The sequence below is a fragment of the Sphingomonas sp. NFR04 genome (assembly GCF_900114095.1).
GTDB lineage: Bacteria > Pseudomonadota > Alphaproteobacteria > Sphingomonadales > Sphingomonadaceae > Sphingomonas.
The window spans coordinates 999994-1026855 of record NZ_FORV01000001.1; the positions used below are offsets into that span (position 1 = coordinate 999994).

31 protein-coding genes and 1 riboswitch are annotated in these 26862 nt (G+C 68.1%); of the genes, 16 read left to right on the forward strand and 15 right to left on the reverse strand.

What is annotated here, in order from left to right; genetic code table 11:
• Nucleotides 1-13: 13 nt before the first annotated feature.
• From gcvPB to BM009_RS04545, 5 genes are all read right to left on the reverse strand, one after another.
• Nucleotides 14-1585 (reverse strand): aminomethyl-transferring glycine dehydrogenase subunit GcvPB, encoded by a 1572-nt coding sequence (gene gcvPB, locus BM009_RS04525; RefSeq protein WP_093294150.1) that lies wholly within the window; start codon nt 1583-1585, stop codon nt 14-16.
• A complete protein-coding gene (gene gcvPA / locus BM009_RS04530; RefSeq protein WP_093294151.1) occupies nt 1582-2940 on the reverse strand; it encodes an aminomethyl-transferring glycine dehydrogenase subunit GcvPA in 1359 nt (452 codons plus the stop codon). The genes gcvPB and gcvPA overlap by 4 nt, the downstream gene beginning before the upstream one ends.
• Nucleotides 2941-3204: 264 nt before the next feature.
• Nucleotides 3205-3576 (reverse strand): glycine cleavage system protein GcvH, encoded by a 372-nt coding sequence (gene gcvH, locus BM009_RS04535; protein ID WP_093294153.1) that lies wholly within the window; start codon nt 3574-3576, stop codon nt 3205-3207.
• Nucleotide 3577: 1 nt separating this feature from the next.
• A complete protein-coding gene (gene gcvT / locus BM009_RS04540; protein WP_093294154.1) occupies nt 3578-4738 on the reverse strand; it encodes a glycine cleavage system aminomethyltransferase GcvT in 1161 nt (386 codons plus the stop codon).
• A 166-nt stretch (nt 4739-4904) separates the two neighbouring features.
• Nucleotides 4905-4995: riboswitch (glycine riboswitch) on the reverse strand.
• Nucleotides 4996-5248: 253 nt separating this feature from the next.
• Nucleotides 5249-5887, reverse strand: a complete 639-nt coding sequence (locus BM009_RS04545; RefSeq protein ID WP_093294156.1) for a hypothetical protein — start codon at nt 5885-5887, stop codon at nt 5249-5251.
• A 121-nt stretch (nt 5888-6008) separates the two neighbouring features.
• Between BM009_RS04545 and ispH the strand changes: the two genes are divergently transcribed.
• The 3 genes from ispH to rnhA are packed head-to-tail and all read left to right on the forward strand — an operon-like array spanning nt 6009 to nt 8361.
• Nucleotides 6009-6962, forward strand: a complete 954-nt coding sequence (gene ispH / locus BM009_RS04550) for a 4-hydroxy-3-methylbut-2-enyl diphosphate reductase (RefSeq protein ID WP_093294157.1) — start codon at nt 6009-6011, stop codon at nt 6960-6962.
• The gene (gene thrB, locus BM009_RS04555) at nt 6962-7918 is read left to right on the forward strand and encodes a homoserine kinase (protein ID WP_093294159.1); all 957 of its coding nucleotides are present in this window, start codon (nt 6962-6964) and stop codon (nt 7916-7918) included. Before ispH ends, thrB begins: the two co-directional genes overlap by 1 nt.
• Nucleotides 7915-8361 carry a ribonuclease HI gene (gene rnhA / locus BM009_RS04560; RefSeq protein WP_093294160.1) on the forward strand — a complete coding sequence of 149 codons (447 nt, stop codon included), beginning with the start codon at nt 7915-7917 and terminating at the stop codon, nt 8359-8361. Before thrB ends, rnhA begins: the two co-directional genes overlap by 4 nt.
• A gap of 45 nt (nt 8362-8406) precedes the next feature.
• Here rnhA and BM009_RS04565 read toward each other — a convergent pair whose 3' ends face one another.
• Nucleotides 8407-8619, reverse strand: a complete 213-nt coding sequence (locus tag BM009_RS04565) for a hypothetical protein (protein WP_093294162.1) — start codon at nt 8617-8619, stop codon at nt 8407-8409.
• Between the two features lie 169 nt (nt 8620-8788).
• Between BM009_RS04565 and BM009_RS04570 the strand changes: the two genes are divergently transcribed.
• Nucleotides 8789-9253, forward strand: a complete 465-nt coding sequence (locus BM009_RS04570; protein WP_093294163.1) for a VOC family protein — start codon at nt 8789-8791, stop codon at nt 9251-9253.
• A gap of 49 nt (nt 9254-9302) precedes the next feature.
• On the opposite strand, the gene BM009_RS04575 is transcribed toward BM009_RS04570, so the two are convergent.
• Nucleotides 9303-10076 carry an AraC family transcriptional regulator gene (locus BM009_RS04575; RefSeq protein ID WP_093294165.1) on the reverse strand — a complete coding sequence of 258 codons (774 nt, stop codon included), beginning with the start codon at nt 10074-10076 and terminating at the stop codon, nt 9303-9305.
• A gap of 81 nt (nt 10077-10157) precedes the next feature.
• Between BM009_RS04575 and BM009_RS04580 the strand changes: the two genes are divergently transcribed.
• Nucleotides 10158-10784, forward strand: a complete 627-nt coding sequence (locus tag BM009_RS04580; protein WP_093294166.1) for an MSMEG_1061 family FMN-dependent PPOX-type flavoprotein — start codon at nt 10158-10160, stop codon at nt 10782-10784.
• Between the two features lie 49 nt (nt 10785-10833).
• Here the strand turns inward: BM009_RS04580 and BM009_RS04585 are convergent, their stop codons facing one another.
• The 3 genes from BM009_RS04585 to BM009_RS04595 are packed head-to-tail and all read right to left on the reverse strand — an operon-like array spanning nt 10834 to nt 13081.
• Nucleotides 10834-11484 (reverse strand): CoA transferase subunit B, encoded by a 651-nt coding sequence (locus BM009_RS04585; RefSeq protein ID WP_093294168.1) that lies wholly within the window; start codon nt 11482-11484, stop codon nt 10834-10836.
• Nucleotides 11484-12377 carry a 5'-nucleotidase, lipoprotein e(P4) family gene (locus BM009_RS04590; protein WP_093294169.1) on the reverse strand — a complete coding sequence of 298 codons (894 nt, stop codon included), beginning with the start codon at nt 12375-12377 and terminating at the stop codon, nt 11484-11486. Before BM009_RS04590 ends, BM009_RS04585 begins: the two co-directional genes overlap by 1 nt.
• Nucleotides 12374-13081, reverse strand: coding sequence for a CoA transferase subunit A (locus tag BM009_RS04595; RefSeq protein ID WP_093294171.1), 708 nt, complete (start codon nt 13079-13081; stop codon nt 12374-12376). The genes BM009_RS04590 and BM009_RS04595 overlap by 4 nt, the downstream gene beginning before the upstream one ends.
• Nucleotides 13082-13322: 241 nt before the next feature.
• On the opposite strand from BM009_RS04595, the gene BM009_RS04600 reads away from it, so the two are divergent.
• From BM009_RS04600 to BM009_RS04610, 3 genes are all read left to right on the forward strand, one after another.
• Nucleotides 13323-13853, forward strand: coding sequence for an outer membrane protein (locus tag BM009_RS04600; protein ID WP_093294172.1), 531 nt, complete (start codon nt 13323-13325; stop codon nt 13851-13853).
• Between the two features lie 280 nt (nt 13854-14133).
• A complete protein-coding gene (locus tag BM009_RS04605; RefSeq protein ID WP_093294174.1) occupies nt 14134-15789 on the forward strand; it encodes a thiamine pyrophosphate-binding protein in 1656 nt (551 codons plus the stop codon).
• 44 nt (nt 15790-15833) lie between these two features.
• The gene (locus BM009_RS04610) at nt 15834-16091 is read left to right on the forward strand and encodes a hypothetical protein (protein WP_093294175.1); all 258 of its coding nucleotides are present in this window, start codon (nt 15834-15836) and stop codon (nt 16089-16091) included.
• A gap of 189 nt (nt 16092-16280) precedes the next feature.
• Here BM009_RS04610 and BM009_RS04615 read toward each other — a convergent pair whose 3' ends face one another.
• From BM009_RS04615 to thiS, 3 genes are all read right to left on the reverse strand, one after another.
• Nucleotides 16281-16451 carry a CsbD family protein gene (locus BM009_RS04615; RefSeq protein WP_093294177.1) on the reverse strand — a complete coding sequence of 57 codons (171 nt, stop codon included), beginning with the start codon at nt 16449-16451 and terminating at the stop codon, nt 16281-16283.
• Between the two features lie 90 nt (nt 16452-16541).
• On the reverse strand, nt 16542-17309 hold the full coding sequence (locus tag BM009_RS04620) for an alpha/beta hydrolase (protein ID WP_093294179.1): 768 nt from the start codon (nt 17307-17309) through the stop codon (nt 16542-16544).
• A complete protein-coding gene (gene thiS, locus BM009_RS04625; RefSeq protein WP_093294180.1) occupies nt 17309-18313 on the reverse strand; it encodes a sulfur carrier protein ThiS in 1005 nt (334 codons plus the stop codon). Before thiS ends, BM009_RS04620 begins: the two co-directional genes overlap by 1 nt.
• Nucleotides 18314-18393: 80 nt before the next feature.
• Here thiS and aroQ point away from each other — a divergent pair, with 80 nt between their 5' ends.
• From aroQ to arsC, 4 genes are read left to right on the forward strand one after another with little or no spacing between them, the layout of a single operon-like run.
• A complete protein-coding gene (aroQ, locus tag BM009_RS04630; protein ID WP_093294182.1) occupies nt 18394-18828 on the forward strand; it encodes a type II 3-dehydroquinate dehydratase in 435 nt (144 codons plus the stop codon).
• Between the two features lie 44 nt (nt 18829-18872).
• Complete coding sequence (gene accB / locus BM009_RS04635) at nt 18873-19358, forward strand: acetyl-CoA carboxylase biotin carboxyl carrier protein (protein WP_093294183.1); 486 nt, start codon at nt 18873-18875, stop codon at nt 19356-19358.
• A 10-nt stretch (nt 19359-19368) separates the two neighbouring features.
• Entirely contained in the window at nt 19369-20733 is a 1365-nt protein-coding gene (accC, locus tag BM009_RS04640; protein WP_093294185.1) for an acetyl-CoA carboxylase biotin carboxylase subunit, read from the forward strand.
• Nucleotides 20730-21065 (forward strand): arsenate reductase (glutaredoxin), encoded by a 336-nt coding sequence (gene arsC / locus BM009_RS04645; RefSeq protein ID WP_093294186.1) that lies wholly within the window; start codon nt 20730-20732, stop codon nt 21063-21065. The genes accC and arsC overlap by 4 nt, the downstream gene beginning before the upstream one ends.
• Before the next feature lie 169 nt (nt 21066-21234).
• On the opposite strand, the gene BM009_RS04650 is transcribed toward arsC, so the two are convergent.
• Nucleotides 21235-22083, reverse strand: a complete 849-nt coding sequence (locus BM009_RS04650; protein ID WP_093294188.1) for an NAD(P)H-binding protein — start codon at nt 22081-22083, stop codon at nt 21235-21237.
• Nucleotides 22084-22172: 89 nt separating this feature from the next.
• Here BM009_RS04650 and BM009_RS04655 point away from each other — a divergent pair, with 89 nt between their 5' ends.
• From BM009_RS04655 to BM009_RS04665, 3 genes are all read left to right on the forward strand, one after another.
• The gene (locus BM009_RS04655; protein ID WP_093294190.1) at nt 22173-22568 is read left to right on the forward strand and encodes a winged helix-turn-helix transcriptional regulator; all 396 of its coding nucleotides are present in this window, start codon (nt 22173-22175) and stop codon (nt 22566-22568) included.
• A gap of 243 nt (nt 22569-22811) precedes the next feature.
• Complete coding sequence (locus BM009_RS04660; protein ID WP_093294191.1) at nt 22812-23162, forward strand: CidA/LrgA family protein; 351 nt, start codon at nt 22812-22814, stop codon at nt 23160-23162.
• The gene (locus tag BM009_RS04665) at nt 23159-23860 is read left to right on the forward strand and encodes an LrgB family protein (RefSeq protein ID WP_093294193.1); all 702 of its coding nucleotides are present in this window, start codon (nt 23159-23161) and stop codon (nt 23858-23860) included. Before BM009_RS04660 ends, BM009_RS04665 begins: the two co-directional genes overlap by 4 nt.
• Before the next feature lie 43 nt (nt 23861-23903).
• On the opposite strand, the gene BM009_RS04670 is transcribed toward BM009_RS04665, so the two are convergent.
• Nucleotides 23904-24278: a PAS domain-containing protein gene (locus BM009_RS04670; RefSeq protein ID WP_093294195.1), complete on the reverse strand. Its 375-nt coding sequence runs from the start codon at nt 24276-24278 to the stop codon at nt 23904-23906.
• A 98-nt stretch (nt 24279-24376) separates the two neighbouring features.
• Here BM009_RS04670 and purL point away from each other — a divergent pair, with 98 nt between their 5' ends.
• On the forward strand, nt 24377-26611 hold the full coding sequence (gene purL / locus BM009_RS04675) for a phosphoribosylformylglycinamidine synthase subunit PurL (RefSeq protein WP_093294196.1): 2235 nt from the start codon (nt 24377-24379) through the stop codon (nt 26609-26611).
• Nucleotides 26612-26862: the final 251 nt, after the last annotated feature.

Consider the following 26862-nt stretch of genomic DNA (forward strand, 5'->3'; position numbering starts at 1 on the left):
ACGGGTCGGGAGCTTACTCGGCCGCTTCGGCCGGGGCCGCGTCCTTGTAGGCGAGCACCGGCTTGCGCGCGGCGAGCGTCTCGTCGAGGCGGCGGCGGGGGGCGAAATGGGGAGCGCTCTTCAGCGCCGCCTCGCCCTGCTTGGCCTTGGTCGCGACGTTGCGGAACGCGCCGATGAACTGGTCGAGCGCCGCCTTGCTCTCGGTCTCGGTCGGCTCGACCAGCATCGCGCCGTGGACGACCAGCGGGAAATACACCGTCATCGGGTGATAGCCCTCGTCGATCAGCCCCTTGGCGATGTCGATGGTCGAGAAGCCCTCGGGCAGGCCCTTGTCGCTGAAGATCGCCTCATGCATGCACGGGCCGGTCTTGGCGAAGGGCGCGTCGAGCACGTCCTCCATCGAGCGCAGCACATAATTGGCGTTGAGCACCGAATCCTCGGCGACCTGGCGCAGGCCGTCGGCGCCGTGGCTGAGGATATAGGTCAGCGCGCGGGTGAACATGCCCATCTGGCCGTGGAAGGCAGTCATGCGGCCGAAGGTGCCGGCATGATGCTCCTCGGCATTCTCTTCCTCGACGATGCGATAGCCTTCACCCGTCTTCTCGACGAACGGCAGCGGCGCATAGGGCGCGAGCGCCGCCGACAGCACCACCGGACCCGAACCCGGGCCGCCGCCGCCATGCGGGGTGGAGAAGGTCTTGTGCAGGTTGATGTGCATCGCATCGACGCCGAGGTCACCCGGACGGACCCGGCCGACGATCGCGTTGAAGTTGGCGCCGTCGCAATAGACATAGCCGCCGGCGGCATGGACCGCGTCGGAAATGTCCTTGAGGTCCGGCTCGAACAGCCCGCAGGTGTTCGGGTTGGTGATCATCACGCCGGCGATGTCCGGCCCCAGCCGCGCCTTGAGCGCCGCCACGTCGACCCGGCCTTCCGGCGTCGCGGGGATGTCCTCCACCGCGAAGCCGGCAAAGGCCGCCGTCGCCGGGTTGGTGCCGTGCGCCGATTCCGGCACCAGCATGATGCGGCGCGCGGTCTCGCCCTTGGCATCGAGCGCGGCGCGGATCGCCAGCACGCCGCAGAGTTCGCCGTGCGCGCCGGCCTTGGGGCTCATCGCCACCGCCTGCATGCCGGTGAGCGTGATCAGCCAGTGCGCGAGCTGGTCGATCGCCTCCAGCGCGCCCTGCACGGTATCGACCGGCTGGAGCGGATGGATGTCGGCGAAGCCCGGCAGGCGCGCCATCCGCTCGTTCAGCCGCGGATTGTGCTTCATCGTGCAGCTGCCCAGCGGGAATAGGCCGAGGTCGATCGCATAGTTCTGGCGGCTGAGGCGGGTATAGTGGCGCACCGTCTCCGGCTCGGACAGGCCCGGCAGGCCGATCGGCTTGCTCCGCTCCATGCCGGCGAGGCGCGACTTGCCTGCAGGGGCCTCACCGAAATCGACCCCGGTGGTGTCGGCCGAACCGATCTCGAAGATCAGCGCCTCTTCCAGCATCAGCGCGCGGTTGCCGGTGAAGGTGGCGGCGTCGCTTTCGCCGGCCTGCGGCGTGGTGGGGCGCCAGCCCGACTGGTTGATCGTGCTCATGCCAGCACCTCCTCGAGTGCGGAGGCAAGCGTCTCGACGTCCTCCTCCGTGGTGGTTTCGGTGACCGCGACGACGAGGCCGTTCTGGAGTTCCTCGACGCCCGGATAGAGGCGGCCGAGCGACACGCCGGCCAGGATGCCCTTGTCGGCCAGCTGGCGGACGACCGGGCGCGCTTCCTTGGAAAGCTTCAGCGTGAACTCGTTGAAGAACCGGTCGGTGACCAGTTCCACCCCGTCCACTTCGGCCAGGCGATCGGCGGCCGCGCTGGCGCCGACATGGTTGAGCTCGGCGAGCTGGCGCAGGCCCTTCTCGCCCAGCAGCGTCATGTGCACCGACATGGCGAGCGCGCACAGCACCGAGCTGGTGCAGATGTTCGACGTCGCCTTTTCGCGGCGGATATGTTGCTCGCGGGTGGAGAGCGTCAGCACGAAGCCGCGCTTGCCGCTGGCGTCCACGGTCTCACCGCAGAGGCGGCCCGGCATCTGGCGGACCAGCTTTTCCGAGCAGGCGAACAGGCCGACATAAGGACCGCCGAACTGCAGGCCGACGCCGAGCGACTGGCCCTCGCCGACGACGATGTCCGCGCCCATTTCGCCCGGTGCCCGAATCGCGCCCAGCGCCACCGGCTCGGTGACGACGGCGATCAGCAGCGCCTTCTTGGCATGGCAGGCCTCGGCCAGCGCCGACATGTCCTCGATGCGGCCGAGAATGTCCGGATACTGGACGACGACGCACGAGGTATCGGCGTCGATCGCGTTGATCAGGTCGAGCGTGTCGGGCTCGGGGCTGAACGTCGGCACACCGGTGACGAGCTGGTCGCCGGTGAAGCGCGCCATCGTCTTGGCGACCGAGACATAATGCGGGTGCAGGCCGCCCGAGAGGATCGCCTTGCCGCGCTTGGTGACGCGGCGCGCCATCGAGATCGCTTCCCAGCACGCGGTCGAGCCGTCGTACATCGAGGCATTGGCGACGTCGCAGCCGAGCAGCCGGGCGATCTGGCTCTGGAACTCGAACATCATCTGCAGCGTGCCCTGCGCGATTTCCGGCTGGTAGGGCGTGTAGGCGGTAAGGAACTCGCCGCGCTGGATGAGGTGATCGACCGAGGCCGGCACATGGTGGCGATAGGCCCCTGCCCCGAGGAAGAACGGCGCTTCGCCGGCCGCCAGGTTCTTGCGCGCGAGCGCAGTCATGTGGCGTTCGACCGCGAGCTCCGACGCATGCATCGGCAGGCCGGCGATCGGCCCGCTAAGGCGGGCGCTTTCGGGCACGTCGACGAACAGATCGTCGATCGACTGGGCGCCGATCGTGCCAAGCATCGCCTGACGGTCGGCCGGGGTAAGGGGCAGGTAGCGCATGGACTGTCCTACTCCCCCTCCCGCGGGCGGGAGGGGTTGGGGGTGGGCGCCCGCCATCCGCGGGCCTTTCGGTTTTGGGGCGGATTTGGCCCGCCCCAGCATTCCTCCCGCATAAGGAGGAGCAATTCGGTGCCCCCCTGCTTCTCCCCTCCCGCGTGCGGGAGGGGCCGGGGGTGGGCGCCCGCTATCCTCGGGCGCCCCGTCAGGAGGAGAGCGTGGGCCCACCCCCTGCCCCCTCCCGCACGCGGGAGGGGCTAAGTCACATCACAGCTTGCTCACGAACGCCTGGTAGTTGGCCTCGTTCATCAGGCCTTCCAGCTCGCTATCGTCGCTCAGCGTCATCTTGAAGAACCAGCCTTCGCCTTCCGGATCCTCGTTCACCAGCGCGGGGTTGTCGGCGAGGTCGCTGTTGCCCTCGACGATGGTGCCCGACACCGGCGCATACACGTCCGACGCCGCCTTGACGCTCTCGACGACCGCGGCATCGTCGCCCTTGCTCAGTTCCTTGCCCTCGTCGGGCACTTCGACGAACACGATGTCGCCGAGCTGGCTCTGGGCATATTCGGTGATGCCGACCGTCGCGACATCGCCGTCGACTTCGATCCACTCATGGTCTTCGGTAAAATAACGGCTCATGTCACGCTCCCTTTCGGACATAGCGGTGGGGTACGAAGGGCATCGCAACGACCTCCGCGGAATGCTGCTTGCCCCGCTGGACAAGCGTAATCTTGGTGCCGGGCGCTGCAAGCGCCGACGGCACATAAGCCATCGCGATCGGCTTCTGCGCGCTCGGCGCGAACCCGCCCGAGGTGACCTTGCCGACTTCGGCGCCCGAGGCATCGACGACGCCTGCGCCCTCGCGCACCGGCTGGCGGCCCTCGACGATCAGGCCGACGCGCTTCATGGCGCTGCCCTGCTCGCGCTCGGCGAGGATGCGCTCGGCACCGGCGAACCCGCCCTCTTCGCGGCGGCGCTTGGACAGCGCGAAGCCGAGATCGGCGGCGACCGGCGTGGTCTCCAGGTCGAGGTCATGGCCGTAGAGCGGCAGGCCGGCTTCGAGGCGCAGCGAGTCGCGCGCGCCCAGGCCGATCGGCTTGACTTCGGGTTGCGCGGTGAGCGCATCGGCAAAGGCTTCCGCCGCTTCGCCCGGCAGCGAAATCTCGTAGCCGTCCTCGCCGGTATAGCCGGAGCGGCTCACCCAGAGCGGGTTGCCGTTCCATTCGAACGCGGCGGCGGTCATGAACACCAGCTTCTCGACGCCCGGCAGCACGCGGGCCAGCGCGGTGACCGCCTCTGGCCCCTGCAGCGCCAGCAGCGCCTGGTCTTCGAGATGGTTGATCGTCACTTCGTCGGGCAGGAATTCGCGGAACACGCCGAGATCGTCCCACTTGGTCGCGCCGTTGACGACCATGTAGATCGTGCCGCCGTCGATCTCGAAGGCGTTGTCGGCGGGCAGGCGGGTCATCATCAGGTCGTCATGGATGCCGCCCTCTTCGCTGAGCAGCAGCGAATAGCGCATCCGGCCCTCGCCCAGGCCCTTCACGTCGCCCGGCAGCAGCTTTTCCAGCCCTGTGTCGAACTCGACGCCCGAGAAGAGCAGCTGGCCCATATGGCTGACGTCGAACAGCCCGGCATGCTCGCGCGTCCAGAGATGCTCGGCCATGATGCCTTCATACTGGACGGGCATGGCGTAACCCGCGAACGGCACCATCCGGCCGCCGCGTGCGCGGTGCCAGGCGTCGAGCGGCAGCGTCTCGATCGGCAGGTCGGTGGCGGTGTCTTCGGCGGCTTCGCTCATCGGGCACTCCGGGCATCAAGGGTTCAACGGCGCGCAGGAAGCCAAGGCCCCCGCACCACCATCGCCCCCTCTGTCACGGAACCTGAGAGCTTTCGCACGGGTTTGGGCCCGGCTTACCCCTTCGGTGGAGCCCAGCCTTGAAGGCCGGCTCGCTTTCCAGAGTGTCGTGGCCTGCGCGGTCCTCGGTGCCTGAGAGATTCCGGGGCGGTTGCTCCTTCGGCGATCCGGCGAACCGGATTCTCTCCCGCGCATGCCCATGCCGGTTGCCCGACATCGACAAGGGCGAGCCTTGGCGGCAGGGCTGGCGCGAGTCAATCGGGATTGCGGGTAAATCTGGTCAGAGCGTGCTCCCCTCCCGCTTGCGGGAGGGGCTGGGGCTGGGCGCCCGCCGTCCGCGAGCACCCCGTGACAAGGAGAGGGTGGCGCGCTCTTGTCTGCGAGGCCACCGCCAGGAGGCGAGCGAGCGCCCACCCCCTGCCCCCTCCCGCACGCGGGAGGGGGTTCAGAAGGTCACCGCGTCGCGTTGTACTTCAGCTGGTCGTCGGTCAGCTGGAAGCCGACCAGCGCCTCGAACGTCGCCGACAGCACCGCGCGGCGGACATTCGGATCGGACAGCGGATCGGTCGCGGCCGATTGCTCGCCCGCCTTGCGCTTCTCGGTCAGGCGGCGGCGGACCTCGTCGGGCAGTGTCGCGGCGGCGTGCGAGACGCTGCTGGTCGCCTGGCCCACCGCGCTCGCACGGAGCTGGCCCGCATCGAAATGCAGCGTGACGTTGGCGATGCGCTTCGCCTCGACATTGGTGCCGCCGCGCACCACGGTGAGGAAGTATGGCAGCACCACGTCTCGCGCGGGGCCGGCATCGCGGCGGCGCGCCAGCACGTCGAACTTGACGTTGGTCACCACCTGCGCGCCGGCATCGTCGCAGGTCGACTGCATGTTGGTGATCGTCGCCACCACGTCGATCGCGCTTGCCTCGCGGCTGGTCGCCGGATCGAACAGGGTCACGTCGCCGGTGCCGGCCGGAATCGCCACCGTCGGGCAGGCGGTGCGGACCGCGCTGATGCCGCCCTCGGTGATTTCGCCGGTGCGGGCGCAGCCGCCGGCGGCGAGCAGGATCAGGGCGGGAACGGTGAACTTCGCGACAGACAAGGGTGGGCAACCTTTCGAACCGAACAGCCGCCCCCCATCTCACACGGACCGGGGCCGGAACGGCGCGCACCATAGGAACCGCCTTCCGCCCGCGCAAGCAATCGCGTAGAGGCTCCACCCGATGGCAAACACCGAAAAGCGTCCCCTGGAGCTGCTGATCGCAGCGCCCCGCGGCTTCTGCGCCGGCGTCGACCGCGCGATCCGCATCGTCGAACTCGCGATCGAGAAATATGGCGCGCCGGTCTATGTCCGGCACGAGATCGTCCACAACAAGTTCGTCGTCGAGAATCTGCGTGCGAAGGGCGCCGTGTTCGTCGAGACGCTGGACCATGTGCCGGACGGCGTGCCGGTGGTCTTCTCCGCGCATGGCGTGCCCAAGGCGGTGCCGCACAAGGCCGAGCAGCGCGGGCTTTCCTATCTCGACGCCACCTGCCCGCTGGTTTCCAAGGTGCACCGTCAGGCCGAACGCCATGTCGCCGCCGGACGCCACATCCTGTTCGTCGGCCATGAAGGCCATCCGGAAGTGATCGGCACCTTCGGCCAGGTGCCGGAAGGGTCGATAACCCTGGTCGAGACCGAGGCGGATGCCGAATCGGTGATCGTGCCCGATCCCGAGAACCTCGCCTTCCTCACCCAGACGACGCTGTCGGTGGACGATACCGCGGCCGTCCTCGGCATCCTCAAGCGCCGCTTCCCGACGATGCTCGCGCCCGGCGCCGACGATATCTGCTATGCCACCTCGAACCGCCAGGGCGCGGTGAAGGCGATCGCCGAGCAGGCCGAGCTGGTGCTGGTGATCGGCGCGCCCAATTCGTCCAACTCGCTGCGGCTGGTCGAGGTTGCCAAGCGTGGCGGCGCCCGCGCGGTGCTGATCCAGCGCGCCGCCGAAATCGACTTCGCCTGGTTCGATGGGGTAACCCATGTCGGCATCAGCGCCGGTGCTTCGGCCCCCGAAGTGCTGGTGCGCGAAGTGGTCGAGCGGCTCGGCACCGAGTTCGCCATCACCGAGCGCGAGGTCGAGACGGTCGAGGAAAGCGTGGTGTTCAAGCTGCCCCGCGGGCTCGAGGCCGCGTAATGGCCGTCTACACGCAGGTTTCGGCCGAGGCGCTGTCCGCGTTTCTCGAGCGCTTCGACGTCGGCGAACTGGTTTCCGCCAAGGGCATCGCCGAGGGGGTGGAGAACAGCAACTACCTCGTCGACACCACCAAGAGCCGCTTCATCCTGACGCTCTACGAGAAACGCGTCGACCAGGGCGACCTGCCCTATTTCATGGCGCTGCTCGATCACTGCGCCGATCGCGGGCTGCCGGTGCCCCCGGCGGTGCCCGATCGCGACGGCACGCTGATCCACACGCTGGAGGGGCGCCCGGCCTGCCTGATCCAGTTCCTGTCGGGCGTTTCCGTGTCCCACCCCACCCCGGCGCAGGCGCGCGCAGCGGCGGAGGCGATGGGCAAGATGCACAAGGCGGTCGCCGACTTCCCGCAGGACCGGCCCAACTCGATGGGCGTCGACACGTGGCGCCCGCTGTTCGAGCGCTGCGGCACCAGCCTCAACCAGATCGCGCCGGGCCTGTACGACGAGCTCGGCCAGGCGCTGGACCGGGTGACCAAGGCATGGCCGCGCGAGGGCTTCGACACCTGCGCGATCCATGCCGATCTGTTCCCGGACAATGTGCTGATGCTCGGCAACCGCGTGACCGGGCTGATCGACTTCTATTTCGCCTCCACCGACCTGCGGCTCTACGACCTCGCGGTGATGCACGCCGCCTGGGCGTTCGACTCCACCGGGGAGCGGTTCGATCCCTATGTCTCCGAGGCGCTGCTCGCCGGCTATCAGGCCAGCTACAAGCTTTCTGAGAAGGAGCGCGCGATCCTGCCGCTGCTGGCGACCGGCGCGTGCATCCGCTTCACCCTGTCGCGCGCCTGGGACTGGCTCAACACCCCCGCCGACGCGCTGGTGACGCGCAAGGATCCGATGGCGTTCTGGCGGCGCTCGCACGTCTATGCCTCGGCACTGGCGGCGCTCGCATGACCGGCGAACTCCAGCATGTCGAGATCGCGACTGACGGCGCATGCAAGGGCAATCCCGGGCCCGGTGGCTGGGGCGCGCTGCTGCGCATGGGCGATGTCGAAAAGGAGATGTCCGGCGGCGAGGCGCACACCACCAACAACCGCATGGAGCTGATGGCCGCGATCGAGGGGTTGAAGGCCTTGAAGCGCCCGTGCCGGGTGACGCTCTCCACCGACAGCCGCTATGTGATGGACGGCCTGACCAAGTGGATCCATGGCTGGATGAAGAATGGATGGCGCACCGCGGACAAGAAGCCGGTCAAGAATGCCGATCTCTGGCAGGAACTGCTCGCCGCCGCCAAGCCGCACCGGGTCGAGTGGAAATGGGTGAAGGGCCATGCCGGTCACCCGGACAATGAACGCGCCGACAAGCTGGCCAGCGACGCGGCGGTCGCGGCCAGGTAAAGGGCCGGCAAGGGGCTGCGATGCCGCCCCTTGCCGGGTCCCGGTTCAGCCGTGCTGGGCCGCCGCGCGCTTCTTGGCGACCTTCGCCTGGTGATGGCCGACGAGGCAGCCTGCCGCCGCACCCGCGACAGCATGGCCCTTGCCGACGAAGTGGCCGGCGACACCGCCGACCGCCGCGCCCTTGACGCAGCCGGCGGCCAGGGAGGGGCTGGAGACGAGGCAGGCCGCGGCGAGCGCGGCGAGGAACTGGGGCTTCATGTGCGATCCTCTTTTTGAGTGCGGAACGTAGAACGCATCGGTTCGCGGAAGGATCAACCGGCCGGAGGCTGACCTCGCGGCGGGAGGACCGCAAGGTGTGCATGATGACCATGGCTGGACCCCGTTTCCGCAGCACGATAGGGGTCGGTCAACGTCTGGAGGGGTGCCCATGCTCGCATATACGGTCCTGCTGATCCTTGCCGCGCCGCTCCAGGCCGTGGCGGCACCCCCGCAAACGGCGCCCGCTGCGGCACAGGCCGAGCATGTCGCCATACAGGCGTCGGACATCGATCGCAGCGCGACCTTCTACCACGAGGCGTTCGGGCTGCAGCGCATCCCGACCCCGCTCAAGAACCGCCGCTGGCTCGATCTCGGCCATGGCATGGCGCTGCACATCCTCGACGGCCGCACCGCGCCCAAGCCCTCGAACCGCGACGAGCATCTGGCGCTCCATGTCGACGATCTCGCCACGGTGACCGCATGGCTGGACGCGCACCATCTCGCCTGGACCAATTTCACCGGCGAGCCGCGCAAGATGCAGCTCCGCTTCGACGGCGTGCGCCAGATCTATGTGCAGGATCCCGACGGCTATTGGCTGGAGGTGGGGGACAGCCGGGGCAAGCCGACGGGGTGAGCGCCGGCCGCCATCGGCAGCGGTCCGGCGTGCGCCTGTCATTCTGCACTCACCCGCGACGGAAATAGGCCGATGGCGTGACGCCGAGCGCGCGCTTGAAGAAGGCGATGAAGGCGCTGACGCTGTCATAGCCCAGGTCCATCGCCACGGTGGTCACCGCGCGGCCCTCGGCCAGCATCTCCAGCGCCCGCATCAGGCAGGCGCGCTGGCGCCAGACGGTGTAGGTGAAGCCCGTCTCGATCACGAAGCGACGGCTGAGGGTCCGCTCCGAAATGCCTGCCCATGCCGCCCATTGCTGGATGCTGCGCCCGTCGCTCGGATCGTCGAGCAAGGCCCGCGCGATACGCACGAGGCGTGGATCGCGGGGCATCGGCGACCCGAAGGTGTCGACCGGCGCCGCCCGCACCTCGTCCAGGATGACCTGTGCAAGGCGCCACTGCTCCGGCGAGAGGTCGCTCCCCTGCCAGGTCGACGCGCGCAGCACGGCTTCGCGCAGCAGGCCCGACGTTCGGATCGTGCACGGTCGATCGGGCAAGGTCGCGCAGGCCGCTTCCGCCACATAGCAGCTCCAGCCCTCCACCGCGCCATGCGTCCAGCCATAATGCCGCTGGTGCGGTGGGAGCCAGATGGCGTGGTCGGCCGGGACGATCCAGGCGCCCGCGTCGGTCCCGATGGTCAGCAGCCCGTGCCGCAATCCCGAAAGTTGCCCGCGCGCATGGCTGTGGGTGCCCAGTTCGCGACGTTCGGCCTGTGGTTCGTACAGCGCGATGATCAGCGGGTCGGGCGCATCGCTGGCAGCAAGCGCGAACTTCTCCTCGATCATGGCGGCAACTCGCTATTGATTGGCTCCGATCGCTTAGCGCAGCCGATGCCAGCGGGCTACAGGCCGGCCAGGAGACCGCCGATGACCCAGCCCGATCTGTCCCGCACCGCACCCGATCTCGCAAAACTGTACGCGCCGCCCGCCGAGCACATCCAGAAGGCAGTCACGCCCGAGCTGAATGCGTTTCACGTCGAATATCTAGCAAAGGCGACGTTCTTCTGCCTGGCGACGGGCGGAAAGGACGGCCTGGATGCCTCACCGCGCGGCGGCCCTCCCGGCTTCGTCCATGTGCTCGACGAGAAGACCGTGGCCTTCGCCGACTGGCCGGGGAACAACCGGATCGAATCGATGCGCAATCTCGTCGTCGACGATCGCCTGGGCATGTTGTTCCTGTTCCCCGGCCTGGACATCTTTCTGCGCATCAACGGGCGCGGGCGCATCATCGACGATCCAGCGCTGTGCGGGGCCCTCGCGGAAGGCACCAAGATCCCCAGGACGGCAATCGTCGTACTGGTGGATCAGGTGTTGTTCCACTGCGGCAAGGCGGTGAACCGGGGGCGGCTTTGGGATCCCGCCGCGCAGCTGGACCGCAAGAGCCTCCCCACGCCCGGGCAGATGCTGGCCGCGATGACCCGGCAGGATGCCGCCGTCGCCGAGGCCATCGATGCCCGGTACGAGCACGGCATGCGGAACGACCTCTACGGCTAAGCCCCCTTCAGCCCCGACAGCGAAAGGCGCCGCCGGGGAGAGGCAAAGATCACGCGGTCGCCAGCGCGACCTCATATTGCGCCGTGGTCTTCGCCGCGACCTCTTCCGCGGTCACGCCCGGCGCCAGTTCGATCAGCCGGAACGGCGAGCCATGGTCCGCGCGCGAAAACACCGCGAGGTCAGTGATGATCATGTCCACCACATTCTTCCCCGTCAGCGGCAGCGTGCACGCCGGGATGAACTTGGGGCTGCCATCCTTGGCGGTATGCTCCATCACCACGATGATCTTCTTTACGCCCGCGACCAGGTCCATCGCGCCGCCCATGCCCTTGATCATCTTGCCCGGGATCATCCAGTTGGCGATGTCGCCACCCTGGCTCACTTCCATCGCGCCGAGCACGGTCAGGTCGATATGCCCGCCGCGGATCATCGCGAAGCTGTCCGCAGAGCTGAAATAGACCGAGCTGGGCAGCTCGCTGATCGTCTGCTTGCCGGCGTTGATCAGGTCCGGATCCTCGTCGCCCTCCAGCGGGAACGGGCCGATGCCGAGCATGCCGTTCTCGGACTGGAGCGTCACCTCCACCCCCGCAGGAATGTGGTTCGCCACCAAGGTCGGGATGCCGATGCCCAGATTGACATAGAAGCCGTCCTGCAGCTCCTTCGCAGCGCGCGCCGCCATGTCGTTGCGGGTCCAGGCCATCAATGCTTCTCCTGCGGATCCGTCCAGCGCGTCGCCGGCGGGAAGGTTTGGTCATAGGTGGAACCGAGCCCGGTTCCGTAGACGGGGTTGGGCAGCACGAACCAGCCGCGCCCCCACATCGAGCCGATCACGGGACTTGCCGCCGCCGCGCGCCGCTCCGGCGGGGTGAGCCCCGCGAACAGGTCGGTGAAATCGCCGAGCTGGTCGCCGCCCATCGCCACCACGCACCAGCGCTGGGCGATCAGGTTGCGACGCGCGTCCTTGCCCGACTTGCCGTCGACATCGCCCTTGAGGAACAGCGTCTCGCCATGCCTGGCCGGACCCAGCCCCGCGAAGTTCAGCGCGGCTTCGGTCTGCTCGGCATTGGCGGCGGCGCGGTTGGTGTTGAAGATCACTGTGACGCCCATCGCCCGGAGCGCGCGCACCGCATCGAGCGCGCCGGGGACGGCGGCGACCTTCATCGCGCCGGTCTTCTCCCAGCGATCCCAGCGCGCCGAATCCCAGCCGCCCGAGCGCTGCGCATCGTCACCCTCATAGCCGAGGTTGAGCAGCAGCGTCTCGTCGACGTCGAACACGGCGGCCGCGGGCTTGTCGCCGCAGGACTGGAAGAGCGGGGTCGCGAGCGTCGCATCGGGCGTGAGCACCACCGACGTGCGCGGGTGCGGGCCCTTGGGATCGTCCTTGGCCATGCGCGCGCGGACCTGGTCGACCAGCGCAGTATAGGCCTGCACGCTCAGCGCCGCCGCCTCGCCCGAGCCATAGAGATACTGCATCCCCGCCGGCACGGCGCCCGGCGCGGGTGCCGGCGGCGGCGCCTGCATCACCGTGGTGGTGGAGACGCAGCCCGACAGCGCCAGCCCCGACGCCGCCAGCAGCAGCGCAGCCCGGATCACGCCGCCTCGCGCGGACGAACGGTGCGGAACTCGATCTTCTTGTCGTAGGGCGCGCCGAGTACCAGCCGCTTCACATAGATGCCGGGCAGATGGATCTGGTCGGGATCGAGGCTGCCGACCGGCACCACTTCCTCCACCTCGGCCACGCACATATGGCTGGCGGTCGCCATCGGCTGGTTGAAGTTGCGCGCGGTCTTGCGGAAGATCAGGTTGCCCGCCGCGTCGGCCTTCCAGCCCTTGATGATCGACAGGTCGGCGCGGAGGCCGCGCTCGAGGATATATTCCTCGCCGTCGAACACCTTCACTTCCTTGCCCTCGGCAACCTTCGTGCCGACGCCGGTCTTGGTGTAGAAGCCGGGAATGCCCGCGCCGCCTGCCCGGCAGCGCTCGGCCAGCGTGCCCTGCGGGCAGAATTCCACCTCCAGCTCGCCGGAGAGGTACTGGCGTTCGAACTCCTTGTTCTCGCCGACATACGAAGAGATCATCTTCTTGACCTGGCGGCTGCGCAGCAGCTTGCCTAGGCCCTCGTTATCGATGCCGGCATTGTTCGAGGCGATGGTGAGGTCCTTGACGCCCGCGGCCTGGATCGCGTCGATCAGCCGCTCGGGAATGCCGCTCAGGCCGAAACCGCCCGCGCAGATCATCATCCCGTCGAACAGCAGCCCTTCCAGCGCTGCGCTCGCGTTGGGGTAGAGCTTGTCCATCGACGATTCCCTCCGAATGTTCGGCCCGGCGATAATCCGCCCGGGGCAGCGGGGTCAAGCGAACCTGAACCGGCTTTCAACTCGGCTACACCTTCCCTTACGGCAGGGCCGACTGTTGCATGTGCGCCACACATACCAATGTAATCCATCTGTCATATTGCACCCGCGAACGCAGTGCCTATTTGAGGCGTCTGGATGGCCATCCGGTTATAACAAGTAACAAGTCCAAAGGTATCTAATCATGCGTATTTTCGCAGCGACGGCGCTCGCCCTCATGGCATCCGCAACCCCCGCCCTGGCACAGGACGCGACCTTCCAGGGTCCGCGCATCGAAGCCGTCGGCGGTTGGGACAACGTCAAGTCGGATGGCGTGAGCGCGTCGGGCTTCGTCTATGGCGGCGCAGCCGGCTATGACCTGCAGCGCGGCAACCTGGTTGTCGGCGTTGACGGTGAAATCACCGGCACCACCACCAAGAAGACCTTCGACCTCGGCACCGTGAAGGGCGGCCGCGACTTCTACGCCGGCGCCCGCATCGGCTACGTCGTCGCCCCGGCAACCCTGCTGTACGGCAAGGTCGGGTATGACAACAGCCGCGTGATCGCGCGTTCGGGCCAGCTCCGCGACGCCGAGAACCTCGACGGCGTGCGCGTCGGCGGTGGCATCGAGCACAGCTTCGGCCACTATTACGGCAAGGTCGAGTATCGCTACACCAACGCCTCGCAGGACGTGATCCGTCACCAGGTGCTGGCAGGCGTCGGCTACCGCTTCTGAGCGAAGCAATGGCAGTGAGGCGCGCGCCCGCGCCTCGCTGAACCCGAAAAGCCCCGCATCGGCGACGATGCGGGGCTTTTTCGTGCACCCTCCCCTCTCGCCACCCACGTCATCCCCGCGAAGGCGGGGATCCATTGGCGCTGATGTCGCGGTCCGTTCCCCAAATGCACAGGCGAATGGATCCCCGCATTCGCGGGAATGACGAGGGGGTACGGGAGTGACCCGGCAAGCGCCGTGCCCGAGGATTGGCCGCGACAACTTTTCCCCCTAGCATCGGCGCATGACCACGAAACGCACCGGGGGCAGGATCCTCGTCGACAATCTGGTGGCGCAGGGCTGCGACCGGATCTTCCACGTACCGGGCGAGAGCTTCCTCGCCGTGCTCGACGCGCTCCATGACGAGCCCAGCATCGACCTCGTCACCTGCCGCCAGGAAGGCGGCGCGGCGTTCATGGCGTGCGCGGACGGCGCGATGACCGGGCGACCGGGCGTGTGTTTCGTCACCCGCGGCCCCGGCGCGACCAACGCCAGCATCGGCGTGCATGTCGCGATGCAGGACTCGCAGCCGATGCTGCTGTTCATCGGCGATGTCGATCGCGGCATGCGCGATCGCGAGGGCTTCCAGGAAGTCGACCTGCCGGCGATGTTCGCGCCGCTCGCCAAATGGGCGACGCGGATCGAGGACGCGCGGCGCATCCCCGAATATGTCGCGCGCGCCTGGAACGTCGCCACCTCGGGCCGCCCCGGCCCCGTGGTGATCGCGCTGCCCGAGGACATGCTGCTCGACGTGGTGGAGGCGGTCGACCGCCCGGCCATCGCCGAACCGATCCAGGCCGCCGACGCCTTCGATCTCGACCAGCTCTACGATCTGCTCCGCGCCGCCGAGCGCCCGATTGCGATCGTCGGTGGCGGCGGCTGGGATTCGGATACGGCGGAGGATTTCGCCCGTTTTGCCGAGTCGATCGACCTGCCGGTCGCCTGCGCCTTCCGGCGGCAGGACGCGATCGACAATGGCTCGCCGGTCTGGGCGGGCAATCTCGGCTATGGCCCCAACCCCAAGCTGGTGGCGCGGATCAAGGCCGCCGACCTGCTGCTGGTGGTCGGCGCCCGGCTCGGCGAGGCGACCACCGACGGCTACAGCCTGATCACCCCCGAGCATCCGGGGCAGACGCTCGTCCATGTCCATCCGGACCCGAGCGAGTTCCACCGCGTCTACCGAGTCGATTTGCCGATCTGCGCACGGCCGTTCGAATTCGCGGTGGCCGCCTCGGCGACGGCGGAGGCGGCCAACCTCCCCCGCTTCGACGGTGCCGCCGCCCATGCCGAGTGGCTCGACTGGTCGACGCCCAAGCCGCGCGCCGGCGTGGCGCTCGATCTCGGCCCCTGCGTCGCGGCGATGCGCGCGGCGCTGCCGGCCGACACCATCATCTGCAACGGCGCGGGCAATTTCTCGGGCTGGTGGCACCGCTACTGGGCCTATGCGGCGCAGCCGAGCCAGCTCGCCCCGACGGCGGGCGCGATGGGATATGGGGTCCCCGCCGCGGTCGCCGCGGCGCTGCGCTTCCCCGACCGTCGAGTCGTGGCGGTGGCGGGCGACGGCGATTTCCTGATGAACGGCCAGGAACTCGCCACCGCCGTCCAGCACGACGCGGACCTGCTGGTGATCGTGGTCGACAACGGCGCCTATGGCACGATTCGCATGCACCAGGAGCGCGAGTTCCCGACTCGCCTTTCCGGCACGCAGCTGCGCAACCCGGACTTCGCGGCGCTCGCCCGCGCGTTCGGGGGCTGGGCGACCACCGTGGAAACCACGGAGGCGTTCGCACCGGCGCTCGCGCTCGCGCTGGAACAGCCGGGGCTCAAGCTGTTGCATTGCAAGACCGATGTCGAAGTGATCAGCCCCGCGACGACGATTTCGAAGCTGCGAAATCGCTGACAGGGATAGGAACCCGTTAACTGCCTTCGTTCTAGAATCACCGCATGGGACAGCAGACGAAAGAGCGGTGGAAGACGGCGCATCTCGGCAAGCGGGGGGATCGCGTGCGTCTGGGGGGACGGCAGATCTGGCAGTGCGAATGGCGCTGGATCAACAAGAACACCGTCCGCCTGCCGCACCCGCTGCATACGGACCAGCTCTTCTCGTTCATGATCTGCGAGGTCGGGCCCGCCTCGGCGCCGGTGCGCTTCGCCGCGGCGCAGGTCGAGCCGGAGATGTGGGCGTTCTACGTTCCGGATTAATTCAACGCTTCTAAGCCCCTCCCCTTTAGGGGAGGGGTTGGGGGTGGGGGTGGGGGATGACCGACGAGCGACGGACTCGCTTTCAGTTCAGGCCCCACCCCAACCCCTCCCCTAAAGGGGAGGGGCTTACATAGCGAACGGGCCGCACCTTTCGGTACGGCCCGCTTCTTGTCCAGTTTCGCTAGCGACTCAGATGTCGTCGCCGAGCGCGCCCTTGATCTTGCCGCCGAGCTGCTGGCCCTTGCCCTTCAGCTCCTGCGCCGCGCCTTCGTCGCGCGTCTCGGGATTGTCGCTCTGCTGCTTTACCTTGCCGGCCAGCTCGTTGAGATTGCCTTTGATCTTGTCGGTCAGCTCGCCCATGATCGATACTCCTGGCTAAGGTCGGGTGCCACACGACACGACACCTGCGACTTGCCTGAAATAACGATTGTCCGGCCGGACCGTTCCCGATCAGCTGCGGGTCACCTCATCGAGAAATGCCCTGGTCGCGCGCCAGGCTTCCTGCGCGCCGTTCGGGTTCTTGGTCCGCAGCAACGTCGAGCTGCCATGCACCGCGCCCAGCTTGGGCACGAACTGCGTCTTCTGCTTCGACGGCGAGGCGGCGAGGATCGCGCGGGCGGCATCCTCTTCCTTGCCGTCCTGCGCCGAGGTGACGAAGATCGGCGCCGTCACCTTGGCGGCCGCGCGCGCCACCGCGCCCTTGTCGTCGAGATATTCGCCCGGCGAGAAAGCGAGCAGCGCCTTCACCTGGCCCGGATGCTCGGCCGCGAGCGGGAAGATCAGCGCGGCGGAATAGCTGCTGCCCCACAAGACAATCGGCAACTTCTGCTGCCGCGCCCAAGCGAAGGCGGCATCCAGATCCTGCTTCGCCTCGGCATAGCTCGCCGAATGGCCAAGCATCTTCACCGTCTCGTTCACCCCGAACAGCGTTCCGCCGGCGCGCTGGTCGATCCGGAGCGACGAATAGCCCGCCTGCGCCAGCTGGGGCGCGAGCAAGGCATACTCGTCCTTGCCCGATTCGGCCTGGTGGAACAGCAGCAGCAGCGCCTTGGGCTTGGCCGCGCGGGTATAGACGCCGGCGATCCTGATCCCGTCGGCGGCGCGCAGCGACACCGGCTCGGCCGAGATTGGGCCCTGATTCTCCATCGGGTCGCCCTGCGGCCGCGGGTGGCAGCCCGCGACCCCGAGCAACGCCAGCGCCGCCAGCGCCGTCCGCATCAGATCAGGCCTGCCAGTGGGCTCGACGGATCGGCATAGCGGCGCTTCGCCATGCGGCCCGCGCGATAGGAAAGCCGCCCGGCCTCCACCGCCGCCTTCATCGCCGCCGCCATCAGGATCGGATCCTTGGCCTCCGCGATCGCGGTGTTCATCAGCACGCCGTCGCAGCCCAGCTCCATCGCCACCGCCGCGTCCGAGGCCGAGCCGACGCCGGCATCGACCAGCACCGGCACCTTGGCGCCTTCGACGATCAGCCGGATCGTCACCTGGTTCTGGATGCCGAGTCCCGAACCGATCGGCGCCCCCAGCGGCATGATCGCGACCGCGCCGGCATCCTCCAGACGCTTGGCGGCGATGGGATCGTCGACGCAGTAGACCATCGGCAGAAAGCCTTCCTTGGCCAGCACTTCGGTGGCGCGCAGTGTCTCGACCATGTCCGGATAGAGCGTCCGCGCCTCGCCCAGCACTTCCAGCTTCACCAGCTCCCAGCCGCCCGCCTCGCGCGCCAGCCGCAGCGTGCGGATCGCCGAATCGGCATCGAAGCAGCCGGCGGTGTTGGGCAGATAGGTGATCTTCTTCGGGTCGATATAATCGGTGAGCATCGGCGCCTTGGGGTCGCTGACGTTCACCCGGCGCACCGCCACGGTGACGATCTCGGCGCCCGAGGCGGCGACGGCCGCGGCGTTCTGCTCGAAATCCTTGTACTTGCCGGTCCCGACGATCAGCCGCGAGCGGAAGGTCTTGCCCGCCACCGTCCAGCTGTCGTCCGCCAGCGGCGCTGCATGGTCGCCACCACCCACAAAGTGGACGATCTCCAGCTCGTCGCCATCCTCGACGATCACCTCCCCCAGCGTCGAGCGCGGCACCACTTCGAGGTTGCGTTCCACCGCCACCTTCTCGGGCACCAGCCCCAGTTCGGTCGCAAGCTGCGCGAGGCTGAGCCCGGCGGTGATGCGCTTGTGTTCGCCGTTGACGCGGATGGAGACGGTGCCGTCGCTGTGCATGAAGAGCCTTGGATTTGATCGGGGACGCCGGCTCATATAGGGAGGACCGCATCCTGCCCGCAACCGAAAGGCGCTTTGCATTGGCCGATACGATCTTCGTCTTGAATGGCCCCAACCTCAACCTGCTGGGCCTGCGCGAGCCGGAAATCTATGGGTCGGACACGCTGGACGACATTGCCGGCATGCTGGAGGACCGCGCCCGCGAGCTGAGGCTCGAGGTCGAGGTGCGCCAGTCCAACCATGAGGGCCATCTGATCGACTGGCTGCACGAGGCGCAGGCCGATGGCGCGCGCGCCGTCCTACTAAATCCGGGAGGGTACACGCACACCTCGGTCGCGCTACACGATGCGATCAAGAGCATCACAACGCCGGTGATCGAGGTGCATCTCTCCAATCCCCATGCCCGCGAATCCTTCCGCCATGTCAGCTTCGTCGGCCGTGCCGCGAAGGGCACGGTGGCCGGGTTCGGGGCACAATCCTATATACTCGCGCTTGAAGCCGCCGCGCGTCTCTGACAGAGGGCGCCGTTTCATTTGTAGAATTCATAAAGAAGGGTCGTATGGCCGAAGAAACCAAGTCGGGTGCAATGCAGGTCGATATTGAGCTGGTCCGCCAGCTCGCCACCGTGCTCGATGACACCCAGCTGACCGAGATCGAAGTGGAGGACGGCGAACGCCGCGTCCGCGTCGCCCGCACGCTCACCGCCGCGCCCGCCGCGCCGATGCAGTATGCGCAGCCCGCGCCGATGCTCGCCGCCCCGGCCGCCGCAGCCGCTGCGCCGGCCGAGATCGTCGCCGCGCCGCAGCCGGCCGCCAATGCGGTCAAGTCGCCGATGGTCGGCACCGCCTACCTCAAGCCGAACCCCGAGGCGAAGACCTTCGTCACGGTCGGTCAGCAGGTCGCCGCGGGCGACACGCTGCTGATCATCGAGGCGATGAAGGTGATGAACCCGATCCACGCGCCAAGCGCCGGCACGGTCAAGGCGATCCTGGTCGAGAACGGCCAGCCGGTCGAATTCGACCAGCCGCTCGTCGTGGTCGAGTAACGGAACGGCCATGCCCGAGATCAAGAAGCTGCTGATCGCCAATCGCGGCGAGATCGCGCTGCGCATCCACCGCGCGTGCCACGAAATGGGCATCAAGACGGTGGCGGTGCACTCCACCGCCGATTCCGACGCGATGCATGTGCGCCTGGCGGACGAGGCGATCTGCATCGGCCCGCCGTCCGCGGCGGAGAGCTATCTCAACATCCCGAACATCATCTCGGCCGCCGAGATCTCGGGCGCGGATGCGATCCACCCGGGCTATGGCTTCCTCTCGGAGAACGCCCAGTTCGCCGAGATCGTCGAGGCGCACGGGCTGATCTTCGTCGGGCCCAAGCCCGAGCATATCCGCACCATGGGCGACAAGATCGAGGCGAAGCGCACCGCCGGCGCGCTCGGCCTGCCGCTGGTGCCGGGCTCGGACGGCCCGATCAGCGACTTGGAAGAAGCCAAGGCGATCGCTGCCAAGGCCGGCTATCCGGTGATCATCAAGGCAGCCTCGGGCGGCGGTGGTCGCGGCATGAAGGTGTGCACCAGCGAGGACCAGCTCGAGACGCTGATGCAGCAGGCGGGCTCGGAAGCGAAGGCCGCGTTCGGCGACGCCACGGTGTACCTCGAAAAGTATCTCGGCAATCCGCGCCACATCGAGTTCCAGGTGTTCGGCGACGGCAACGGCAACGCGATCCACTTGGGCGAGCGCGACTGCTCGCTCCAGCGCCGCCACCAGAAGGTGCTCGAAGAGGCGCTTTCGCCGGTGATCACGCCCGAAGAGCGGGCGCATATGGGCGGCATCGTCGCCAAGGCGATGTCCGACATGGGCTATCGCGGCGCGGGCACGATCGAGTTCCTCTGGGAAAATGGCGAGTTCTACTTCATCGAGATGAACACGCGCCTCCAGGTCGAGCATCCGGTGACCGAGATGATCACCGGCATGGATCTGGTCCGCGAGCAGATCCGCGTTGCCGAAGGGCACGGCCTGTCGGTGCGCCAGGAGGAGCTGGAGTTCCGCGGCCACGCGATCGAATGCCGCATCAACGCCGAGGACCCGCGAACCTTCGCGCCCTCGCCCGGCACGATCACCCACTTCCACGCGCCGGGCGGCATGCACGTCCGTGTCGATAGCGGCATCTATTCGGGGTACCGGATCCCGCCTTATTATGATTCCATGATCGCGAAGCTGATCGTCTATGGCCGCACCCGCGAGGGCTGCATCCTGCGGCTGAAGCGCGCGCTCGAGGAGTTCGTGGTCGACGGCATCAAGACGACGATCCCGCTCCACCAGGCGCTGCTCGACGATCCCGAGTTCCTGAAGGGGGACTATACGATCAAGTGGCTCGAGGAGTGGCTGGCTCGCCAAGACGAGGCCACCGCCGCGTGAAGGCGACCATCTACCACAACCCGCGCTGCTCCAAGTCGCGCGAGGCGCTGGCGATCCTTCGGGATGCCGGCGCCGAGGTTGAGGTAATCGAATATCTGAAGACGCCGCCGAGCCGCGAGACGCTGGCGGAGCTGTACAAGCGCGCCGGCATGACCGCGCGCGAAGGCCTGCGCATCGCCGAGGACGCCGCCAAGCCGCTCAAGGGCGCGGACGACGACACCATCCTCGACGCAATGGCGGCCAATCCGATCCTGATCGAACGCCCGCTGGTGGTCACCGAGCGCGGCGTTCGGCTGGGTCGGCCGCCGGAAAAGGTGCGGGAGATCCTGTAAAAAGCTCCTCCCCGGCACGGGGAGGGGGACCGCCGCCGAAGGCGGTGGTGGAGGGGCCGCCGCGCACGCGGCGGTATCCCCCGCTTTGAGGGTTCCGCGCCTTTTGGCGCGGCCCCTCCACCATTCGCTGGCGCGAATGGTCCCCCTCCCCGTTCCGGGGAGGAATTTCTCAGCCCTTTACCCCCGCGGCGATCGTCTCGCGCCACGGCGTGGTCGGGCGGCCGATCAGCCCGGACAGCGTCTTCGACTCATCAAACAGCGCTCCATCCGCCACCCGCGCATCGCTGTCCGCCAAGATCGCCGCGAACGGGCCCGGCAGCCCCGCGCCTTCCAGCGCCTTGGCATAATCGGCCTGCGGCAGGTCCTGATACGCCACCGGCTTGCCCGAGGCCTCGGCCAGCGCTGCTGCCAGCTCGGCATGGGTGAAGCCGGTGTCGCCGGCCAGCTCGAACGTTCCCGCCTGCCCACGTGCCAGCACCACCGCCGCCGCCTCGGCATAGTCCGCCCGCGCCGCACCCGAGACCAGCCCGTCGCCCGCGCTGCCGATCAGCGCGCCGTGCTCGATCGCCGGGCCGGCGCTCATCAGGTAATTCTCGGTGTACCAGCCGTTGCGGAGCAGCGCGGCGGGGATGCCGCTGGCAGCGAGCAGGTCCTCGGTCGCCTTGTGCTCGACCGCCATCTGCATCGGCGAGGTCTGGGCGCGGAGCAGGCTGGTATAGGCGATCAGCTGCACGCCCGCTGCCTTGGCCGCCTCGATCACCGCTTTGTGCTGGGGCACGCGGCTGCCGATGGCGTTGCCCGATACCAGCAGCAGCCGGGTCACGCCCGCCAGCCCGGGCGCCAGCGTTTCGGCCGCATCATAGTCGAAGCGGCGCACGACGACGCCCTTGGCGGCGACGTCGGCGACGCTCTCGGGATTGCGCACGAGTGCGACGATCTCCCCGGGCGCCACCTTCTGCAGCAGCGATTCGAGAACGAGGCGGCCCAGCTGGCCCGAAGCTCCGGTAACGGCGTACATTGGCAGTTCCTTCCAATCATGGATTGACGCCCACGATCTAGCGCCCCACTTACGAATCGTAAGTACGCACATAAAGGTAAGTATCAAAAATGTCGGACGAGACGCCCCGCACCCTTGCCGCGATGATGGCGCGCGGCGACGTGTTCGTCCCCGATTGCCCCTCGCGCGCGGTGCTCAAGCGGATCACCAGCAGCTGGGGCCTGCTCGTGCTGGTGGCGCTCCGCGACGGCACCCGCCGCTTCAGCGAGCTTCGCCGCCGGGTGAACGGGGTGAGCGAACGCATGCTCGCCCAGACGCTGCAGCAGCTGGAGGCGCACCAGCTGGTCGTCCGCCGCAGCTTGCCGGTGGTGCCGCCGCATGTCGAATACACGCTGACCCCGCTCGGCGAGGCCGCAGCGGCGAAGGTCGAGGATCTGGTCGAGTGGATCCAGGCGAACATCGCCGCGCTGATGCCGGCCGGGGCGCTGGACGAAGCGGCGGAGTAGCAGGTTCGCTACCCTCTTCCCCTGCCGTCATCCCCGCGCAGGCGGGGATCCATTGGCGCAGGTGGTGCCGCTCCATCCCCGGCGGCCTGGCAAATGGATTCCCGCCTTCGCGGGAATGACGACCGGGGTGTGGTGGCCGCGGGCCTTCGCCTTGCAGGTCCGCACCCGCTTACGCCGTCCGCAACCGGCCCTTACGTCCCCCGCAGTATACCGCGCCGCGTTCCCATGGCATGGCACCCGGCCATGATCGCCGCCATCGCCACCCTGCTCCTCTGCCAGTTGCTCGGCGAGGGAATCCATCTGCTCACCGGGCTGCCGCTGCCGGGCGCCGTGCTCGGCATGTTCCTGCTGCTCGGCTGGCTGCTGCTCCGCCCCGGCGAGCGGCCGACGCTGGTGCAGGTCTCGGCCTGGCTGACCGCGCATCTCTCGGTGATGTTCGTCCCCGCCGCCGTGGGACTGATCGAGGAAGGCCCGGTGCTGGCGCGCAACGGCGTCGCGATCGTCGTCGCCACCCTCGCCTCGACGCTGCTCACGGTTGCGGTGACGGCGCTGGTCTTTCGCTGGGCGCTCGCCCGGCAGGAGCGCGGCGCATGACCGGCCTATGGGCCAACCTCCAGGCGACGCCTTTGCTATGGCTCGCCGTCACGCTGCTCGTGTTCGAGGGCGCCGACCGGCTGTCGAAGCGCAGCAAGCGCCACCCGCTCTGCCACCCCGTGCTGCTGGCGACGCCGGTGCTGATCGCCCTGCTGCTGGCGACGCGCACCCCCTACCCCATCTATGCGCAGAACACCGCGGTGCTCGGCTTCCTGCTCGGTCCCGCGACCGTCGGGCTGGCGGTGCCGCTCTGGCGCAACCGGGCGCTTGTCCGCCGCGCCGCCGGGCCGCTGCTGCTCGCGCTGACCGCGGGCTCGCTCACCGCGATCCTCAGTGTCACGGCCATAGTCTGGGCGTTCGGCGGCAGCGTGCAGATCCTGGCCACCGTCGCGCCGCGCTCGGTGACGACGCCGGTGGCAATGGCGCTGGCGCAGCAGCTTGGCGGCATCCCCGCGCTCGCCGCCATCGTCGTGCCGATCGCCGGCGTGTTCGGCGCGATGATCGCGACGCCGGTGCTCAACGCGCTCCGTATCGAGGATTACCGTGTCCGCGGTTTTGCCACCGGGGTCGCGGCGCACGGCATCGGCATGGCCCGCGCCTTCCAGGTGAGCGAGATCGGCGGCACCTTCGCCGGCATCGGCATGGCCCTCAACGCAGCGATGACCGCGCTGCTGCTGACGTTGTGGGCGGTGCTGTAATATGATCCTCCCCCCGCCAGGGGGAGGATCGAACAGCACGCCCCTATTCGTCGGTCACGTCCTGCTTGGTGCCGTAGAGCCGCACCGGGCGGCCGTTCTCGAACTGCACGTCCGCCGTCAGCCGCATCTTGCGGAGCGCGCCGTCGCGGCGCCGGATCGTCACATCGATGGTGAAGCTGGCGCCTTCCGCCACGGCCTTGTTCCGCACCCGCGCCAGCAGCGCCTGCGATTCCGGCGTGTACATGCCGACCACGTCGTCGCGGGACAGCGGCTCGTTGCGTGGGACGCCGAACAGGTCGTAGACTCCCGGCGACCAGCGCAGCGCCTCGGTTGCCAGATCGCACTCCCAGGCGGCCGGCAGCGGGATCAGCGGATCGCCGGCGCGCAGTCCTTTGCCGAGAAGGGGCTGGATGAGCATGCCAAACGTTAGCACGGACACCGTTAACGCACCGTTCCCCACCGCCTCCGCAACTCCCGGGGTGACGCGCGCGCAACACCCCGCTAAGGGGTCCGGCCATGACCCAGATCACGCCCGAGATCGTGGCCGAGCACGGCCTTTCGCCCGAAGAATATGACCGCGTCCTCAAGGCGCTCGGTCGCGAGCCGAACCTGACCGAGCTCGGCATCTTCTCGGTGATGTGGTCCGAGCATTGCAGCTACAAGTCCAGCCGCATCCACCTGAAGAAGCTGCCCACCACCGGCCCGCAGGTGATCTGCGGCCCCGGCGAGAATGCCGGCGTCGTCGACATCGGCGATGGCCAGGCCGCCATCTTCAAGATGGAGAGCCACAACCACCCGAGCTACATCGAGCCCTATCAGGGTGCTGCGACCGGCGTGGGCGGCATCCTGCGCGACGTGTTCACCATGGGCGCGCGCCCGATCGCCAACATGAACGCGCTGCGCTTCGGCCGGCCCGATCATCCCAAGATGAAGCATCTGATCGCCGGCGTGGTCCACGGCATCGGCGGCTATGGCAATTGCGTCGGCGTGCCGACCGTGGGCGGCGAGGTCAACTTCCACCCGGCCTATGACGGCAACATCCTGGTCAACGCGATGACCGTGGGCATCGCCGATACCGACAAGATCTTCTATTCGGCGGCGAGCGGCGTCGGCAATTCGATCGTCTATGTCGGCTCCAAGACCGGCCGCGACGGCATCCACGGCGCCACCATGGCCTCGGCCGATTTCGGCGAGGATTCGGAAGAGAAGCGCCCCACCGTTCAGGTCGGCGACCCCTTCACCGAGAAGCTGCTGATCGAAGCCTGTCTCGAGCTGATGGCCTCGGACGCGATCGTCGCGATCCAGGACATGGGCGCGGCGGGTCTCACCTCCTCGAGCGTCGAGATGGCGTCCAAGGGCGGCGTCGGCATCGAGCTGATCATGGACGACGTGCCCCAGCGCGAAACCGGCATGACGCCCTATGAGATGATGCTCTCCGAGTCCCAGGAGCGCATGCTGATGGTGCTCAAGCCCGGCCGCGAGGATTTTGCGCAAGCGATCTTCCGCAAGTGGGAGCTCGATTTCGCGGTGATCGGCCATGTCACCGATACCGGCCGCATGGTGCTCAAGTGGAAGGGCGACGTCGTGTGCGACATCCCGCTCGCCCCGCTCGCCGACGATGCCCCGCTCTATGATCGCCCGCACGTGCCGACGCCGAAGCAGCCCGAGCTGCAGAATGTGCCGGAATGCACCGATCCCGCCGCCGATCTCGTCAAGCTGATGGGCTCGCCGGACATCGCCAGCCGCCGCTGGATCTGGGAGCAGTATGACCACATGGTCGGCGGCGACACCGTGCAGCGCCCGGGCGGCGACGCCGCGGTCGTGCGCGTCCACGGGACGACCAAGGGGCTGGCGATCACCACCGACTGCACCCCGCGCTATTGCTTCGCGGACCCGGTCGAAGGCGGCAAGCAGGCCATTGCGGAAGCGTGGCGCAACCTCTCTGCGGTGGGCGCAACCCCGCTGGCGGTGACCAACTGCCTCAACTTCGCCAACCCGCAGCGCCCGGAGATCATGGGCCAGATCGTCGGCGCGCTGGAAGGGATGAGCGAGGCGTGTCGCGCGCTCGACTTCCCGATCGTCTCGGGCAATGTCAGCCTCTACAACGAGAGCAAGGCCACCGGCGGCGGCTCGGCAATCCTGCCGACCCCGGCGATCGGCGCGATCGGCCTGCTCAAGGACTGGCAGAAGAACTGCACCATCGCCTTCAAGGGCACCGGCGACGTGATCATCGCGGTCGGCGAGCGCGGCGGCCATCTCGGCCAGTCGATCTGGCTGCGCGAGATCTGCGGCCGCGAGGAAGGCCCGCCCCCGCCCGTCGACCTGATGATGGAGCGCCGCACCGGCGCCTTCATCCGCTCGGCGATCTGCGGCGGCGCGATCACCGCCTGCCACGACGTGGCGGACGGCGGCCTGGCGGTCGCCATCGCCGAGATGGCACTGGCATCGAACATCGGCGCGATCCTCGACCAGCCCCAGCCGTTCGGCATCGCCGGCAGCTGGTTCGGCGAGGATCAGGGCCTGTACGTGGTCACCGTAAAGGACGAGTCGCTGGCCGACTTCTTGGTCGCCGCCGACAAGGCCGGCCTCGCCGCCGACCCGATCGGCCGCACCATCGCCAACCGCATCATCTTCGAGATGGAGGAAGGCGATTTCTGCGTCAGCCTGGCGGACCTCCGCACGGCGCATGAGGGCTTCTTCCCCGCCCTGATGGGCACCGCCGAGGCGGTGAGCGAGGAAAACGCGATCTAAGCACACTTAAGCCCCTCCCCCTCGGGGGAGGGGTTTGGGGTGGGGCAGTGTCTCACCGAGACCAACCTCTGTTCTGGAATCCCTCCACCCCAACCCCTCCTCCAAGGAGGAGAGGCTGAAAGATCCAATATCGCCGTCATCCCCGCGAAGGCGGGGATCCATTGGCGCAGGTGCCGCGGTTCTTGCTCCAGCGCCCTGGCAAATGGATTCCCGCCTTCGCGGGAATGACGCGTATTCGGGAGGCAGCGGCC